This is a genomic window from Anaerofilum hominis (assembly GCF_014287275.1).
In the GTDB taxonomy this organism is placed as follows: Bacteria; Bacillota; Clostridia; order Oscillospirales; family Ruminococcaceae; genus Pygmaiobacter; species Pygmaiobacter hominis.
The window spans coordinates 142,858-158,402 of sequence record NZ_JACONZ010000003.1 but is presented as its reverse complement, the minus strand read 5'-3'; the positions used below and the strand labels follow the sequence as shown (position 1 = coordinate 158,402).

At 62.8% G+C, this 15,545-nt stretch carries 12 protein-coding genes; 7 read left to right on the top strand and 5 right to left on the bottom strand.

Translation table 11 applies throughout. The annotated features are described in order from the left end of the window. The first annotated feature begins 17 nt into the window (after positions 1 to 17). The 4 genes from H8S23_RS09265 (at position 18) to H8S23_RS09250 (ending at position 6,178) form a co-directional block, all read left to right on the top strand. A complete protein-coding gene (locus H8S23_RS09265; RefSeq protein WP_186888062.1) occupies positions 18 to 743 on the top strand; it encodes a BtpA/SgcQ family protein in 726 nt (241 codons plus the stop codon). 68 nt (positions 744 to 811) lie between these two features. Continuing rightward, positions 812 to 3,073, top strand: a complete 2,262-nt coding sequence (locus tag H8S23_RS09260; RefSeq protein WP_186888061.1) for a 5'-nucleotidase C-terminal domain-containing protein — start codon at positions 812 to 814, stop codon at positions 3,071 to 3,073. An 888-nt stretch (positions 3,074 to 3,961) separates the two neighbouring features. After that, on the top strand, positions 3,962 to 4,591 hold the full coding sequence (locus H8S23_RS09255) for a CatB-related O-acetyltransferase (protein ID WP_186888060.1): 630 nt from the start codon (positions 3,962 to 3,964) through the stop codon (positions 4,589 to 4,591). A gap of 627 nt (positions 4,592 to 5,218) precedes the next feature. After that, on the top strand, positions 5,219 to 6,178 hold the full coding sequence (locus tag H8S23_RS09250) for a nucleoside hydrolase (RefSeq protein ID WP_186888059.1): 960 nt from the start codon (positions 5,219 to 5,221) through the stop codon (positions 6,176 to 6,178). Between the two features lie 266 nt (positions 6,179 to 6,444). Here H8S23_RS09250 and H8S23_RS09245 read toward each other — a convergent pair whose 3' ends face one another. Then, positions 6,445 to 6,675, bottom strand: coding sequence for a helix-turn-helix domain-containing protein (locus H8S23_RS09245; protein WP_186888058.1), 231 nt, complete (start codon positions 6,673 to 6,675; stop codon positions 6,445 to 6,447). 157 nt (positions 6,676 to 6,832) lie between these two features. On the opposite strand from H8S23_RS09245, the gene H8S23_RS09240 reads away from it, so the two are divergent. After that, a complete protein-coding gene (locus H8S23_RS09240) occupies positions 6,833 to 7,132 on the top strand; it encodes a hypothetical protein (RefSeq protein WP_186888057.1) in 300 nt (99 codons plus the stop codon). Positions 7,133 to 7,308: 176 nt separating this feature from the next. Here the strand turns inward: H8S23_RS09240 and clpB are convergent, their stop codons facing one another. Both clpB and H8S23_RS09230 read right to left on the bottom strand, forming a co-directional pair. Continuing rightward, positions 7,309 to 9,903 carry an ATP-dependent chaperone ClpB gene (clpB, locus tag H8S23_RS09235; RefSeq protein WP_186888056.1) on the bottom strand — a complete coding sequence of 865 codons (2,595 nt, stop codon included), beginning with the start codon at positions 9,901 to 9,903 and terminating at the stop codon, positions 7,309 to 7,311. A gap of 73 nt (positions 9,904 to 9,976) precedes the next feature. After that, positions 9,977 to 10,630, bottom strand: a complete 654-nt coding sequence (locus tag H8S23_RS09230) for a ribbon-helix-helix domain-containing protein (protein ID WP_186888055.1) — start codon at positions 10,628 to 10,630, stop codon at positions 9,977 to 9,979. Positions 10,631 to 11,368: 738 nt separating this feature from the next. On the opposite strand from H8S23_RS09230, the gene H8S23_RS09225 reads away from it, so the two are divergent. Together H8S23_RS09225 and H8S23_RS09220 are read left to right on the top strand one after the other, a co-directional pair. Continuing rightward, positions 11,369 to 12,649: a lipopolysaccharide biosynthesis protein gene (locus H8S23_RS09225; RefSeq protein ID WP_186888054.1), complete on the top strand. Its 1,281-nt coding sequence runs from the start codon at positions 11,369 to 11,371 to the stop codon at positions 12,647 to 12,649. Positions 12,650 to 12,860: 211 nt separating this feature from the next. Next, positions 12,861 to 14,048 (top strand): alanyl-tRNA editing protein, encoded by a 1,188-nt coding sequence (locus H8S23_RS09220; protein WP_186888053.1) that lies wholly within the window; start codon positions 12,861 to 12,863, stop codon positions 14,046 to 14,048. A 95-nt stretch (positions 14,049 to 14,143) separates the two neighbouring features. On the opposite strand, the gene H8S23_RS09215 is transcribed toward H8S23_RS09220, so the two are convergent. Together H8S23_RS09215 and H8S23_RS09210 are read right to left on the bottom strand one after the other, a co-directional pair. Beyond that, positions 14,144 to 14,347 carry a DUF4177 domain-containing protein gene (locus H8S23_RS09215; RefSeq protein ID WP_186888052.1) on the bottom strand — a complete coding sequence of 68 codons (204 nt, stop codon included), beginning with the start codon at positions 14,345 to 14,347 and terminating at the stop codon, positions 14,144 to 14,146. 24 nt (positions 14,348 to 14,371) lie between these two features. Then, complete coding sequence (locus tag H8S23_RS09210; RefSeq protein WP_186888051.1) at positions 14,372 to 15,133, bottom strand: creatininase family protein; 762 nt, start codon at positions 15,131 to 15,133, stop codon at positions 14,372 to 14,374. Positions 15,134 to 15,545 lie beyond the last annotated feature (412 nt).

The following is a 15,545-nucleotide window of genomic DNA, read 5'->3' as shown; positions in this document are numbered from 1 at the left end:
AGCGGGAGGGAGAAAAAATGTTTCCTGACGACCTTTGCGGCCCCAAGGCGGTGATCGCCGCGCTGCGCCTGAGAGACGGCAGCAGAAAAGAAAAGCTGGACCGCTGCCTGCGGGAGGCGGAGATCTGCGCAGACGGCGGGGTGGACGCCCTGCTCATTGCGGGGGACCGCTTTACCGCGCCGGAGGAACTGGCCTCCGCGCTGGAGCTGCTGCGGGGCGCGCCCTGCCCGCTGGGCGTCAGCGCCGGCGGCGACTTTTTCAAAAGCTGGCAGCTGGCGCAGCGCTTTGACGCCGCGTTTGTTCTGGTCTCCTCGGTGGCGGGGCATCTGCGCCGGGAGGACGACGGCGCCTACGCGGACAGGCTCGCAGCCTGCCGGGCCGGGTCGAAGATCCAGGTGATCGGCGGGGTTCGGTTCCAGCAGCAGCCCATCCTGTCGGGGCGCCCGTGGGCGGAGGATCTGCGGCTGGGGATGGGGCGGTGCGACGCCGTCGCCGTCTCCGGGTCCGGCGGCGGCCGGGAAACACCGACCGGGAAGATCCGCAGATTCCGCGCGGTGGCCGGCGCGTTTCCCCTGGTGGCGGCGGGCGGCATGACGGCCGCCACGCTGGGAGAAAAGCTGGCGGAGGCGGACGCGGTCCTTGTGAGCGGCGCGCTGAGGGACACCGGCCGGGACTCCGGCAGGGTGGACGCGGGCCGGGTGAAGGCGGTCATGCGCGAGGCCGCGCGGCTCCGGGACCGGTGAGGCCTGCGGCAAAAAAAGGGTACGGCTGCGCCGCCTGCGGCGCAGAAAAGATAAAAGGAGGAAGAGGAATGAAAAAAGCACTGAGGGCGGCAGCTTCGCTGCTGCTGGTCTTTGCACTGGCCCTGGTGGTATTCCCGTTTCCGGGGATCCATGCGGCGGCGGATGTGGTGAACATCTACCACACCAACGACGTACACGGCAGTGTGGAGGCCGCTTTCAACGAGGAGACAGAGGAGATCGAAAAGCCCGGCCTGGACTATGTGGCGGCGCTGCACGCGGCGGATGAAAATTCGCTGCTGGTGGACGCGGGCGACTTTTCCCAGGGGACCCTGTTCGCAAACATGGCCCACGGCCTGAGCGTGGTGGAGGTGATGAACGCCGCGGGCTACGACCTGGCCGTACTGGGCAACCACGAGTTCGATTTTTCGGTGGCGGATCTGGAAGCCAACGCAAAAGCGGCGGAATTTGACATCATCTCCGCCAACGTCACCATCGACGACGCCCATGCGGCGGAAAATCCCACGCTGGCGGCCATGCCGCGCTACGTGGTCAAGACGGTGGGCGAGCGGAAAATCGCCTTTTTCAGCGCGGACACCCCGGAGCTCAACGGCATGGTGAGCCCCGCCACCCTGAAAGCGGGCGGCGTGCAGGTGCGCACTGACATCTCGGCGCTGGCGGCCGAGATCGTGGCGGAGATCGGGGAAAAAGAGCCCGATGTGGACGCCATTATCGCGGTCACCCACTGCGGCCTGTCCGCGGGCACTGCCAATGAGACCTCCAGCGACATCGCAAAGGTAAAGGGGGTCACCGCGGTCATCGACGGACACGATCACCAGCTGCGGCTGGGCGACTCCGCCGTGGATGTGGACGGCACCCTGGTCGTGTCGACCGGCTCCAATCTGGAAAATGTGGGCTGCCTGACCCTGGATTTCAGCGGCGGGCAGGTAAAAGTCACCTCCTCCAACGTGCGGGAGGAGGCCATGGCTCTGGAGCCCATGGCCTCGGTCACCGAGGTCATGGACCGCTGGAACGCCGAGTTCGACGAGATCAAAAACGAGGTGGTCTTCCAGTCGGAGGTCAATGTCTGGGGCGGCAACATCCCCGGCTTCACTTCCTCCAACGAGGAGGTCCAGGCCAGCATTGCCCGCCGCGGCGAGACCAACGGGGGCTCGCTGGTGGCCGACGCCCGGCGCTGGAAAGCGCTGGACTGGCTGAAAGAAAACTGGAACTCGGAAGCGTACAGCGAGCTGGGCCTGGCGCAGGACACGCCGGTGGTGGTGCTGCAGGGCGGCGGCAGCGTGCGCGGCTCTTTCCGCGCCGGGGACGTGACCCTGGGCCAGCTGATGACCGCGTACTCCTTTGGCTTTGAGGACGCGGAGGACACCTATGTGCTCATCACCCCCAAGGTGATGTACGACATGATCGAGCACGGCGTGAACATCTTCCTCTCCCAGGACACCGAGACCGGCATGCTGGAGGCCGACGGCTCGATCCACGGCCGTTTCCCGCAGGCTTCGGGCTTTACCTACGTCTACGACCTCACCCAGCCCGCCAGCAGCGAGTACGACAAGGACGCGCTGACCATGCCGGAGACCATCGGCACCCGCGTGCAGTCGATCACGCTGGAGGACGGCACGGTGCTGGACAAAAACGACAATGAGACCAAACTGATGCTGGTGGCCAGCGCCTATGAGATCGGCGGAGGCGACAGCTACTGGATGCTGGGCGCGCTGAACGAGGCGGAGGATCTCGGCGGCTATCAGTATATCCCCGAGATCGCCACCCCGGCGGGGAACTACGGCGACGCGGTGACCGACTATGTGAACGCGGTATACGGCGGCAAGCTCCCGGCGGACGCCTATCCCCTCGCCAGCGGCCGCATCACCCGGGTCAACGACCCCTATCAGGGCGCTGAGTTCACCTCGACCCTCACGTTCACCGACGGCGGGGCCCCGCTGGCGAACAGCACCCTCACCGCCTATATCAACGGCGAAAAGAGCGAAGTGTCCACCGACGCCAGCGGCGTGCTGACCCTGACCCTGAAAAACGGGGCCAATGAGCTGCGGTTCATCGGCGACGGATATGACAGCGGCTCCCTTTATCTGGACAACTACTGCGGCCTGCACAACGCGGCGGTGGAGAACAATCCCGGCGAAGTGCTCCCCGGCGGCGCGGCGGAAGCGCCCGTCTCCTCGGTGCCGGCGTCCGCTGATGCAGAAAGCCCTGCGGCACAGAACAATACCGTGCTGATCGTCTGCGTGGTGGTCCTGGTGGTCCTCGCGGCCGCGGGCGCGGCGTTCTGGTTCTACCGCAAAAAGAAGAACAAATAAGGGGCGGCGGGGTTCCGGCGTCCAGCAGAAGAGACTCTCAGGACCGGCCGCGTGCAGCGGCCGGTCTTTTTTTACAGCGCCGCCGGGGCCTCCGGGATAAGGGCGGGCCGTTTTTGTGGGCTGTCTGCCCGGCTGCGCGCGCAAACAGCCGGGGCGGGCCATCCGGGTAACTGGTTTTTATTGCACCGCAATAAAAAGGGGGAGCGTCACATTCGCGGGGCCATCATGAAACGCCGGGGCGCGGAGCGCGCTTTGTTCTTCCTCTGGGTTCCGCAAATAAAAAGCTGCGCCGCATCGCCCTTTTTTCTTTCCCCCGCCCCTGCGGCCGCGATCCTGTTGCCCCCTCCCCCGCGCACAGCGTTCCGATGGTCCTTTTTTAGCCCGTATTTTTTCGCGGCTGCACTTTTCAAAAGGATCGTTCTTTGCTGTGGAACAATAAAGAAGAGACGCAAGGCCATTTTGGGGTCACTGCCCCTGCTTGTCCCGCAGCGGCGGGGGCAGGTCATTGAGATACGTCATTTTTTATTGCAGAGCAATAAAAAGCAGTTATTCTGCCACCTGGTCGCGGCTTTTCTATAAACTGAAAAGCGCAGAGCTGCTGGTCTTCTTGTAACGGGAGCATCGATGTAAAACGGCAAAATGTTGCCCGATTGCCTCCCCAATGAATAAAAAGGTTGTGGACGGCAACCTGAAGCTGTGATGCAACAGGAGCTGTTTGACATTTCTGCACGCTCCTATTAGTATGGAAAAGGTCAGATCATACTTGTTCGCTTTGGACGGATAAGGTGCTGGCCAATTAAATTAAGGCTCAGAGAGGTGCTGAAGGTGAAACGCTGCATTGTATTTGCCGATATAGTCGCATAGCAAAACAAACAGGGAGGATCCAAGATGACTATATCGGAGAAAAAAGTGTATCCCCGCACGGGAGATAATCAAACCGTATATTTAAAGAATGTGGTCACCGACCCCAGCATTGCGGTCGGTGAGTACACGATGTACAACGACTTTGTAAACGACCCGAAAGATTTTCAAAAAAACAATGTGCTGTATCATTACCCGATCAACCATGACAAGCTGATGATCGGAAAATTCTGTTCGATCGCGTGCGGCGCAAAATTTTTATTTACAAGCGCAAACCATACGCTGAAATCGCTATCCACCTACCCCTTTCCTCTATTTTTTGAAGAGTGGGATCTGGACAAAGCAACTGTAACGGACGCGTGGGATAATAAAGGCAATATTGTGATCGGCAATGATGTGTGGATCGGATATGAAGCCGTCATTATGTCCGGCGTTACCATTGGCGACGGAGCGATCATCGGCGCCCATGCAGTAGTATCAAAAGATGTTCCCCCCTATACGATCGTCGGCGGTATTCCTGCCAAGCCCATCAGAAAAAGATTTTCTGATGAAGTAGTTTCTTCACTGCTTGAAATCAAATGGTGGGAATGGTCTGATGAGAGAATTCGAGAGAATATTTCTGCAATTCAGTCTGGGAATATCCGTGACTTGAAATAGTGCGGCAGATCGATGGGGCCGATCCCACGCCGGGCGGTCCTGCGGAATGATAAAATCTCATTTTCGAGGTTCAGGATAAATCCTGCAGGCCCTTTGGCTTGGCGTCCGCAAAGGCCTGTCCTGTCCGGGGATTTCAGGGCCTTCTGTTCCGCTGGGCACCTCTTTTCGGCCCGTGCCTGCAGACATGTCTCCACAGCTCCTCAAGAGGGGGCTTGAGGGGCATATGCAGCACAACAAGGTCTGTCGGCAAGCGGGACAAGGGCTTGCCAGTCTTATTTTTTGCCGCCCAACCTTACAAGCGCAGATTCCAGCGCATGACCGGACTTTTTAAGAGCATACGCGCAAGTCTTGACCTCATGTGGGTCTGCGGGGATACCCTGCAAACGCCCGCATCGTCTTTTAAGCGTTTTTTCCGGCCATCCGTCCGGCTGCCGCGCAAGCGGCGAGGACGGGGCCGCCTGGGATAAGTATTTCTATCCGCCGCGGCTTGCGGACAGGCCGCATGGCCATTAAAAAATCATATTTGGGCCAACTGACCTGGATTTCAGCACAGCGTTTCCCTTATACTGGTGTCAAACAGGCCCCGGACGGCAAAGCGCCGGGGACCGCGCTGAAGGAGGGCTTTTTATGAGACATTTTCTGGTCGATACCGACACTGCGGGCGATGACGCCATCGCGCTGATGATGATGCTGCAGGAGCCGCAGGTGCGGGTGGAGGCGGTGACCACCGTGGCGGGCAATGTGCCGATGGAGCAGGCGACAAAAAATGCGCTGGCCGCCATTGAGGTCACCGGCAGCTATCAGCCGCCGGTTTATCGCGGTGCGGCGCGGCCGCTGATGCGGGATCTGGCCCAGATGATCGGAGTACACGGCCGGGACGGCATGGGCGACTGCGGCCTCGTGGCCCCCAGCCTGTCCCCGGCGGAGGGGCATGCGGTGGACGTGATCTGTGATCTGGCAAAACAGTACCCCGACGAGCTGGAGATCCTGATGATCGGGCCGGCCACCAACGTGGCCCTTGCCCTCATGAAAGAACCGGAAGCGATGAAACGGGTGAAGCACATCTACTCCATGGGCACCGGCGGCTTTGCCCCGGGCATGGAGACAGCCGTGGCGGAGTTCAACGTCTATATCGACGCCGAGGCCTATGCCGCAGTGCTGGACAGCGGCATCCCCGTCACCATCGCCGGGTTCGACATCTGCATGGGAGAGACGGCCCTCAGTGAAGAGGAAGCGGCGCAGCTGAGCCGCCGGGGCACCGCCGCGGGCAAATTTGCGGCGGCCTGCAACGCAAAGCTGCTGGAGTTTGCGCGCCAGCGGCTGGGGGTGGGCATGATCCCGGTGCCGGACCCCACGGCAGCAGCAGCCGCCATCTGGCCCGAGGTGGTGCTGGAGACCGAGGCGCGCTATTGCTATACCTGCACAAAAGAGGAGGCCACCTACGGACAGGTGATCCCGTTCCTGCCAGACGCCGAGATCAAGGACCAGGGCTTCCACCGCCGCCCGGCCAACGCCCGGCTGATCAAAAAGCTGGACGCGGCGCTGTTCAAGGAAAAGCTGCTGTCCCTGCTGCTGGAAGCGGAGTGACCGGCGCACCGGGGCACGCGGGCAGACAAAGTCAGACAAACGGCTGCAAAGCCGCCTGAAAAAAGATGCAAAAGAGGCGCTCCCGGGCCAGCCACGCCGGAGAGCGCCTCTTTTTGTGCACCGGCCGCGATCTGCCGGGCATTGTGCAGCTGCAGTTTGGTCTTGCAGCGGTTTCCGCAGTCCCCAAAAGGCCCGCAAATCGGCCCCACCCTCGCCGCTGCGCGGCAACCGGGCGGATGGCCAAAAAATAGCCTTGCGGCTACTTTTTACCCTCTCTCCACTTTGGGCGGATAAGGGCTCTTTTCTTCCGTGAGGCCCAGCAGATAGTCGGTGCTGGTATGGTAATAGCGGGCCAGCCGCACCAGCACTTCGGTGGGGATGTCCCGCAGCCCCGCCTCATAGCGGGAATAGCAGACCTGGGTACAGTTAAGCATCTGGGCCAGGTCTTTCTGGCGCAGATCTGCGTCCTCCCGCAAAGCCCGGATACGCTCATACATCAAGCCGTTTCCCCCTTTTCAGTCTCCCACTGAAAAGTATAGGCAAACCATTTTGGTATCTTGATTTATATACCAAAATGGTTTATAATGTGCTGGTATTCGCGCTTTTCTCTCTTCATTTTCCCCGGCCCTCCCACCGGAAAAGAGGTAGATCTCCATGAAACACCGTCTTGCCGCCGCTCTTTTGGCCCTGCTGGTCCTGCTCTCGGCGCTGGCCTATTGCCAGGCGCGGCGTCTGGAAAGGGCTTTCTGGCGGGCGCAGGCCCGGCAGGAACTTTTGCTGCGGGACGCTCTGCCGGACGGGGCTGCAGCAGAGGAGGCGCCTCTGCCGCCTGGAAAGACAAGACGGCAGACCGGCGCCGCGACAGCGGGAGCCGGGACGGAAAGCGGAGGGCGGGCGGCTCCCGGTCCTTTCCGCGGCAGCCCGCAGCAGAAAAGCGTGGTCCCGGGCCTTTGACTTTTCCTGCGGCGTGCGCCCCGCCAGGACCGCAGTCGGCCCGCCCGGGAAAGGCCGGCTGCCCCCGCCCTGCCCCGACGTTTTTTCAGCAGCGAAAAGGCCAGTGCAGATGCACTGGCCTTTCATCGTGTTGCTTTTTATCCGCCGCGGTCACCCGCAGCGGCGGCCGCCCAAGCTCAGCGCACCGTCAGGGCGCCGTCCTGCGCGTCTACGGTCAGCACCGTGTCCGGCGCGGGGTCGCTCTGCAGGATGGCCCGGGCGATGGCGGTCTCCACCCGGCTTTGGAGGAACCGCTTCAGCGGGCGCGCGCCGTAGACCGGGTCGTAGCCGCCGTCGATGATGAGCTGCTTTGCCGCCGGAGTGACGGTCAGCTTCAGCTGCTTTGCCGCCAGCCGCTTTGCCAGATCGGCCAGCAGCAGGTCCACGATGCCACCGATCTCCTGTTTGGTGAGCGGCTTGTAATAGACGATCTCGTCCAGACGGTTGAGAAACTCGGGCCGGAAGCTCTGCTTCAGCAGCGCATCCACCTTTTGCCGCGCCTCGTCGCTGATCTCGCCGCCCGGCTGGATGCCCTCCAGGATATAGGGGCTGCCCAGGTTGGAGGTGAGGATGAGGATGGTGTTCTTAAAATCCACCGTGCGGCCCTGGCTGTCGGTGATACGGCCGTCGTCCAGCACCTGCAGCAGCACGTTGAACACGTCCGGGTGGGCCTTTTCGATCTCATCGAACAGCACCACGCTGTAAGGCTTGCGGCGCACGGCCTCGGTGAGCTGGCCGCCCTCTTCATAGCCCACATAACCCGGGGGCGCGCCGATCAGGCGGGAGACCGAGAACTTCTCCATATACTCGCTCATGTCGATGCGCACCATGTTTTTCTCGTCGTCGAACAGGGCCTGCGCCAGCGCTTTGGCCAGCTCGGTCTTGCCCACGCCGGTGGGGCCCAAAAACAGGAAGCTGCCGATGGGCCGCCCCTCGTCGCCGATGCCCGCCCGGTTGCGCAGGATGGCCTCGGCGACCCGGGTCACCGCCTCGTTCTGGCCGATGACCCTCTCGTGCAGGACCTCGTCCAAATGCAGCAGCTTCTGCCGCTCGCCCTCCATCAGCTTTGCCACCGGGATGCCGGTCCACCGGGCCACGATCTCGGCGATCTCCTCGTCGGTGACCCGGTCGCGCAGCAGCTGGTTTTGCTCCGCCGCGCCCGCTTCCCGCTCGCTTGCCTCCAGATCTTTCTGCAGCTGGGGCAGCCTGCCGTATTTCAGCTCAGCCGCTTTGTTCAGGTCATACTCGCGCTGGGCTTTTTCGATGTCGGCGTTCACCTGCTCGATCTCCTCGCGCAGCTTCTGCACCCTGCCGATGGACTGTTTTTCATTTTCCCATTTCGCCTTCATGCCCGCAAACTGGTCCCGCAGCTCGGCCAGTTCCCGCCGGATCTCGGCCAGATGCTCCTGCGAGAGCTTGTCGTCCTCTTTTTTGAGGGCGGCCTCCTCGATCTCATGCTGCAGGATCTGCCTGCGCACGTCGTCCATCTCGGCGGGCATCGAGTCCATCTCGGTGCGGATGGTGGCGCAGGCCTCGTCCACCAGGTCGATGGCCTTGTCCGGCAGAAAGCGGTCGGTGATATAGCGGTTGCTCAGCGTGGCGGCGGCGATCAGCGCGCCGTCGGTGATCTTGACCCCGTGGTAGACCTCGTACCGCTCTTTCAGGCCGCGCAGGATGCTGATGGTGTCCTCCACAGTGGGTTCATCCACCAGCACCGGCTGGAAGCGCCGCTCCAGCGCCGCGTCCTTTTCGATATACTGGCGGTACTCGTTGAGGGTGGTCGCGCCGATACAGTGCAGCTCGCCCCGGGCCAGCAGCGGCTTGAGCAGGTTGCCCGCGTCCATGCTGCCCTCTGTCTTGCCCGCGCCCACGATGGTGTGCAGCTCGTCGATGAACAGGATGATGCGGCCTTCGCTCTTTTTCACCTCGGCCAGCACGGCTTTCAGCCGCTCCTCAAACTCGCCCCGGTACTTTGCGCCCGCCACCAGCGCGCCCATGTCCAGGCTGAAAACGTTTTTGTTCTTCAGCCCCTCGGGCACATCGCCGGCGACGATGCGCTGGGCCAGGCCCTCGGCGATGGCCGTCTTGCCCACGCCCGGCTCCCCGATGAGCACCGGGTTATTTTTGGTCTTGCGGGAGAGGATGCGGACCACATTCCGGATCTCGGCGTCCCGGCCGATGACCGGGTCCAGCTTGTGGGCCCGGGCGGCCTCTACCAGGTCCTGTCCATACTTTTTCAGCACGTCGTAGGTCTCCTCCGGGTTCTCGCTGGTCACCCGCTGGTTGCCCCGCACCTGCATCAGCGCGGCCAGGAATTTGTCCTTGTCCAGGCCCCAGAGCCGGAAGATCTCGCTCACCTCCCGGCCGGCAGCCTCAAACAGGCCCAGCATCAGGTGTTCCACCGAAATATAATCGTCTTTCATCTTGCCGGCCGCCTTTTCCGCCGCTGTGAGGGCGCGGTCGGTGTCGGCGGAGATATAGATCTTTTCCGGGTCGCGGCCGCCGCCGGTCACCCGGGGCAGCTTTGCCGCCTCGGCGCGGGCTGCGTCCGCCACCCGTCCGCCGTCCGCCCCCATCTTTTTCAATAGCTCGGGGATCAGCCCCTCGCCGTCGGCGCACAGCGCCCACAGCAGGTGGCATTGCTCCAGCTGCTGGTTCTGGTATTCGATCGCCAGGCTCTGGGCGCTCTGCAGCGCCTGCTGGGATTTTTGTGTCAGTCTGTTCAGATCCATTGCGCACCAAACCTTTCTTTTTTGTTGATCTGCCGTTTGTCCCTTTCCCCGCCCGGGCAGGGCGCGCCCGCCGCTACAGCCGGGCCACCGGCGCGGTCAGACCGGCGCGGAAGCCCGCAGCCGCGCGCCGCCGCGCCTCTTCCTCGCCGCTGCCCAGCGCATCGAAATACAGATGCAGCACCCGGTCAAACAGCTTGATATACCCCGCGACCGCCTCGCCCAGCTGGGCGTCGTCGGCGCCGGGCAGGTGCCGCAGCTGGCGGGTGTACTTGCCGTCCGCCACCTCAAAGGAGAGGTAGGACCCGTCGTGGAAAGAGTGCTCCTCCAGCTGGACCCAGAGCAGGAAAAACCGCCCCAGCACCGCCAGCAGCGGCTGCGACTGGGTACGCATCGAGACCCGCAGCTCGCCCAGGGCGGTGGGGTCGTTCTCGTACAGCTCCACCGCGTACTTGACAGTGGGATTGTATTTGTAGGGCACGGCGCTTTTCAGCTGCAGCAGCTCGTCGCTGGGGTTGATGAGCAGCCGGAACTGCTCCTCCAGGCCCGCCATCCGTTCGATACAGCGGAAGATATCGGTCATCCGCTGCCCGGGGATATCGCAGCCCGCGTACTGGGCCAGCACCCGGTCGATCAGCTTGCTGCGGCTGGTGCCCTCGGTATAGGCCAGCTTGTCGATGGCCGCCACCACCTCGTCGCTGAGCACCACGCTGTATACGCTTTTGGCCATCTCTGCGCCTCCTTTTCGGGATGTTATTATTTTATCACGGCACAAATAATTTGTCAATATAATTATATAATTTCATTTTAAAATTATTCTATAAGTTCAAATAATTTTAGATTCAAGACACCTGTTTGGGGCGACGGCTCACAGCATGGGGCGGACGCACAAACCGCCTTTTTCTCTTCTTCCGGGCGCCGCAGCGCCAGAGGGGAGCGGCCAGCTCTTTTCCCCTGCTTCGGAGCCACAGCACCCGGTAGGCATGCAGTTGGCCCTTTTTATCTCCTCTCCGGGCACCACAGCGGCCAGGCAGGCGGGCAGCCAGCCTTTTTTCCTCGTTTTCCACCGCATCACCAGCCGGGCAGCCGGTGGGAGAGCGGCCGCGTGCGCAGTAAAAACCGCTGGGCTCGATCCGCCGCAGCCCGGGCACAGCGGCTCCACGGGTACAGGCTCGAAAAACGGCGTGTATCCGCTGCTGCACATAAAACTGCGCTGCAGATCGGGTCCGCGGGTCTGGGCCCCAAAAGCGGGACAAGCCCTCCACAAAAGAACTGTTTTTACCGCGCCGGACCGTCAAAACCGTGCCGCCGGGAGATTTTCTGCCGTAAATGTGGTATAATTTCCTCTATCAACGCGTTCGGGCCGACCGTGCCGGCGCGGCGGCGAACCGCCGCCCGCAGCGCTTTCCGCCCGCGCCGCCGCCCCTGCCGCCGGGGTGTGCGGTCCGCGCCAAAAGGGAGTTTATCCATGTCCAAGAGATCTGAACAGGGGCTGTCGCTGGGCAGCAATATGCTGTGGAACAGCGTGGGCTCTTTCTTTTACTTTGCCTGCCAGTATCTGCCCACCATTTTGGTGGTGCGCATGGCCGCCGACCTGAACGCCTCCGGCGCATTCAACTATGCGATGAATACCACGAATGTCTTTTTGACCATCGCGGTCTATGGCATGCGGGCGTATCAGGTGAGCGACCTCGAGGGCCGGTACAGCGACCGGGAATACATCTCCAGCCGGATGTTCACCTGCCTGCTGGCCCTGGCTGCCTGCGCTGCTTACGGCGGCGCGCTGCGGCTGCCGGGCCAGACCCTGACCGCCCTGCTGCTGTATATGCTGTTCCGGGTGGGAGAGGCGCTGGTGGACGTCTACAGCGGCATCGACCAGCGGGCCGACCGCATGGACGTGATCGGCAAGAGCTTTCTGCTGCGGGGGGCTTTGTCCTGTCTGGGCTTTGCGCTCGGCATGAAATTGACCGGCAGCCTGCTGCTTTCCATGGGGCTGATGGCCGCCGCCTCGCTGGGCGTGGCCCTGGCCTATGACCGCCCCTGGGCCGCCCGCCTGGGCAACACTACGGGCCGGGCGGCTGCGGCCCGGGTGCGCGCCCTGCTGGCGGAGTGCGCGCCGCTGATGGCCTACAGCTTTTTGAACACCGCCGTAGCCACCATCCCACGCCAGTTTTTACAGCTGCAGCACGGCAATGCGGCCACTGCCATCTTCGGCAGCATCACTGCGCCCACCGTGGTGCTGCAGCTGGGGGCGACCTATGTCTTTACCCCGCTGATCTCCCTGTTCACCCGCCGCTGGCTGGCGCGGGACCGGCGCGGCTTCAGCGTCCTGTTTGCGCGGGTGCTGCTGGCCATCGCCGGTATCGGCGCCGCCGGTTTTGCGGGGGTGAAACTGCTGGGCCGCTGGGGGCTGGCCCTGCTCTATTCCACCAGTGAGAACGGCCAGCAGATCCTGGCCAACGAGGGACTGCTGACCCCCATGGTGGCCGCCACCGTGCTCACCGCCCTGGTGCTGTTCCTTAACATGCTGCTCACCATTGTGCGCGATTTTAAAGGTCTGGTGATCTCAAACCTGATCGGCATTGCCGCCTGTCTGGCGGTCTCACCGCCGCTGGTGGGCCGCTGGGCCATGTGGGGGGCCAGCTGGACCCTGATCGCCGCGCTGACGGTGCAGGCGGCGGCGCTGCTGGCCTTTGGCCTGGTGCGGGCGCGGCGGCAATTTGCCGGCCCGGGCCCGGACGCGGTTTAGGCGCCCGCACGGTTTTTCCCACGCGAAAAAGCGTCTGCGGCGGCGCGGGCCGCATGGGACGCCGCCCTGAAGCATCCGCCCGCGGGCGCTTTTGCTGCCGCAGGCTGTCCGCCATGCGCGGGCCACCGCAGCACTTGAGCTGATCCTTTCCGCGCCGCCCGCAGGAGGTGCGCGGACATCCCGCTACCGACAAGAGAGGAAGGAACTGGAAATGACCGAAAAGCTATTTGAAAATGACAGCTATCTCTGCCGCTTCACCGCCAGGGTGGAGCGCTGCGAAGCGGCAAAAGAGGGCTTTGCCGTGGTGCTGGACCGCACCGCCTTTTTCCCCGAGGGGGGCGGACAGCCCGCCGACCACGGGCTGCTGGGCGGCGCCCGGGTGCTGGACGTGCAGGAAAAAGACGGCGAGGTGGTCCATTTTACCGATGCGCCGCTGGATGCCGGGACCCAGGTGGAAGGCGAAGTAGACCGCGCCCGCCGCTTTGATCTGATGCAGCAGCACACGGCCGACCACATCTTTTCGGCGCTGGTACACCAGCGGTTCGGCTTTGAGAACGTGGGCTTTCACATCGGCACAGAGATCACCCATATGGATTTCAGCGGCGAGCTGTCCCCCCTGCAGATCGACGAGCTGGAGTTGGAGGCGAACCGCGCCGTGACGCGCAATTTGCCGGTCTCGGTGAGCTATCCGCCCGAGGCGGCGCTCACCGCCATGGAGTTCCGCAGCAAAAAAGAGCTGAGCGACCTCTCCGGCCGCATCCGCATCGTCACCATCGGCGATCTGGACGTCTGCGCCTGCTGCGGCACCCATGTGGCTTTTACCGGTGAGGTCGGCCTGCTGAAGATCACTGGCTGCCAGAGCTACAAGGGCGGCGTGCGGGTGTTCATGGCCGCGGGCGAGCGGGCCTTTCTGCTGGCCCAGCGCGAGCATCGCCAGATCGAGGCTGTAAGCGGCCTGCTGTCGGCAAAGCAGCCCGAAGTCGTGGCTGCGGTGACGCGGCTGAAAAACGACGACGCGGACGCCCGTCAGCAGCTTGGGCAGGCGCAGGGCCGGCTGCTGGGGTACCGGGCCGCGGCCCATGCGGGCAAAAAAATGGTGGTCACCTTTGAAGAGGGGCTGGCGCCGGACGACCTGCGCCGGTACGCGCTGCTGCTGTGTGAGAACGGCGCAGAGCTGGCGGCGGTATTCAGCGGAGAAGAGGGCGGCTACAAATACGCCCTGGCAGCCGGCGGCAGCTTGGACGCCCGCGCGCTGGGCCGGGAGATGAACGCCCTGCTGGCAGGCCGGGGCGGCGGAAAGCCGAGGCTGATCCAGGGCAGCGTGGCCTGCACGCAGGCGCAGGCGGAGGCGTTTTTTGCGGAAAGGGGCGCACTGTCTGACCCCGCGGCACCCGTGTGACCGTCAAAAACAGAGCGCCGCACAAAGAGGCCCGCCGGGGGATATCCCTCCCGGCGGGCCTCTTTGTGTGTTTTGGGGGCCAAAAAGCAGGGAAGCTATTCCCGCTCAAAGACCAGATCGATCTCCTCGACATACCCGGTGCTGCGCTGGGTCACCGGCACAAAGCCGGCATAATGCCAGCCGTCCCGCGCCCTGCGGACCAGGATCTCCCGGTGCTCCTCCGTGCCGCCCTTGATGCCGCCAAAAACGCTGTACCCCGTCCCATAGTCCACATTGATCCGCTCAAACTCTACCTTCATCTTTTCGCCCCTCCCGCGCAGCCGTCACGCCAGCGCGGCCCGCACGCAGGCGCAGGCCCGGCGGCAGAACAGTTCAAAAAAGGCTCTGCCCTTTTCCGCATCCGCCGGCAAAGCGTCGCCCACGATGCCGCAGGGCGACACCCCCATCATGCCGTTTTCGAACAGGCTTTTGGCAAACTCCGGCGTGTTGCCCTCCATATAGCCGCGCGCGGCGTGGGACATATCCACGTATTCGGGGTGCAGATGGAGGATGACCGAGGTCTCAAAGCAGCAGGCGTGTCCCCCGCAGGTGCCGGGTTCCAGGCCAAACATCCTGTCCCCCTCTGCGTAAAGGGCCATAAAATCTTCCAGACTCATGCCGCAAACGATCTTTGCCTGGGGATATTTTTCCTGCAGTTCGGGCGCGAGGGCCGCCAGCGGGGCAAAATTGGTGCCGTGGGAGGCCAGCAGCACGATGCGCTCAAATCCGTGCCGGACATAGCCGTCCACATAGTCCTCCACCAGCATGCGGAAAGTTTCCGGCCGCAGGGTAAGGCTGCCCGGATGGCGCATGTGATGCTGGGACAGGCCCGGCCGGATGACCGGGGCCACCAGCGCGTCCCCCAGTTCCTGCGCGATGGCGCGGCACATCTCCAGCCCGAAGATGTAATCGGTATTTTCCGCCAGATGCGGGCCGTGCTGTTCGTTGGAAGCCGCACAGACCAGCACGGTGCGGCAGCCGTCCTCCATTGCCTGCCCGATCTCACGCCAGGACAATTCTTCCAGCAGAACACTTTTCAGGTTCAATTTCAACGCCTCCCCGGTTTGTCGTTATTTCTATTATAAGAGGCAAAAAAGGATTTGTATAGAACGTCCCGCGGCTTTGGAGCGTTTTTTATCGCCCGGGGACCCGCGCTCCCGTCCCCGGCCCGGGCCCGTGCTCTCCCTCAAAAGAACGCGCCCGTTTTCACCGCTGAAATGCGTACAAACTGTTTTTCAAAGTTGTTTTTATACTGTTTGTTTTTGAAAAGTGCCGGCTGAACGGCGGGCGCTTGCAATTGCCGCCCGAAAAACCGATGTGCGCCGTGTCTTTTTCAGGGACAAAAAAGCACCCTGCAGGCGGCAGGGCGCTACATTTCTTTGACCTTTCGGCGCGGGCGTGAAAGATCTATCCCCAGCCCTCTCCCCGACCCGCCGCCCCACGCCGCGGCGGCGCTGC

Bases quoted from the DNA above. Each gene is read 5' to 3' on its own strand.
- H8S23_RS09265 (WP_186888062.1), top strand. From the start codon at position 18: ATGTTTCCTGACGACCTTTGCGGCCCCAAGGCGGTGATCGCCGCGCTG.
- H8S23_RS09260 (WP_186888061.1), top strand. From the start codon at position 812: ATGAAAAAAGCACTGAGGGCGGCAGCTTCGCTGCTGCTGGTCTTTGCA.
- H8S23_RS09255 (WP_186888060.1), top strand. From the start codon at position 3,962: ATGACTATATCGGAGAAAAAAGTGTATCCCCGCACGGGAGATAATCAA.
- H8S23_RS09250 (WP_186888059.1), top strand. From the start codon at position 5,219: ATGAGACATTTTCTGGTCGATACCGACACTGCGGGCGATGACGCCATC.
- H8S23_RS09245 (WP_186888058.1), bottom strand. From the start codon at position 6,675: ATGTATGAGCGTATCCGGGCTTTGCGGGAGGACGCAGATCTGCGCCAG.
- H8S23_RS09240 (WP_186888057.1), top strand. From the start codon at position 6,833: ATGAAACACCGTCTTGCCGCCGCTCTTTTGGCCCTGCTGGTCCTGCTC.
- clpB (WP_186888056.1), bottom strand. From the start codon at position 9,903: ATGGATCTGAACAGACTGACACAAAAATCCCAGCAGGCGCTGCAGAGC.
- H8S23_RS09230 (WP_186888055.1), bottom strand. From the start codon at position 10,630: ATGGCCAAAAGCGTATACAGCGTGGTGCTCAGCGACGAGGTGGTGGCG.
- H8S23_RS09225 (WP_186888054.1), top strand. From the start codon at position 11,369: ATGTCCAAGAGATCTGAACAGGGGCTGTCGCTGGGCAGCAATATGCTG.
- H8S23_RS09220 (WP_186888053.1), top strand. From the start codon at position 12,861: ATGACCGAAAAGCTATTTGAAAATGACAGCTATCTCTGCCGCTTCACC.
- H8S23_RS09215 (WP_186888052.1), bottom strand. From the start codon at position 14,347: ATGAAGGTAGAGTTTGAGCGGATCAATGTGGACTATGGGACGGGGTAC.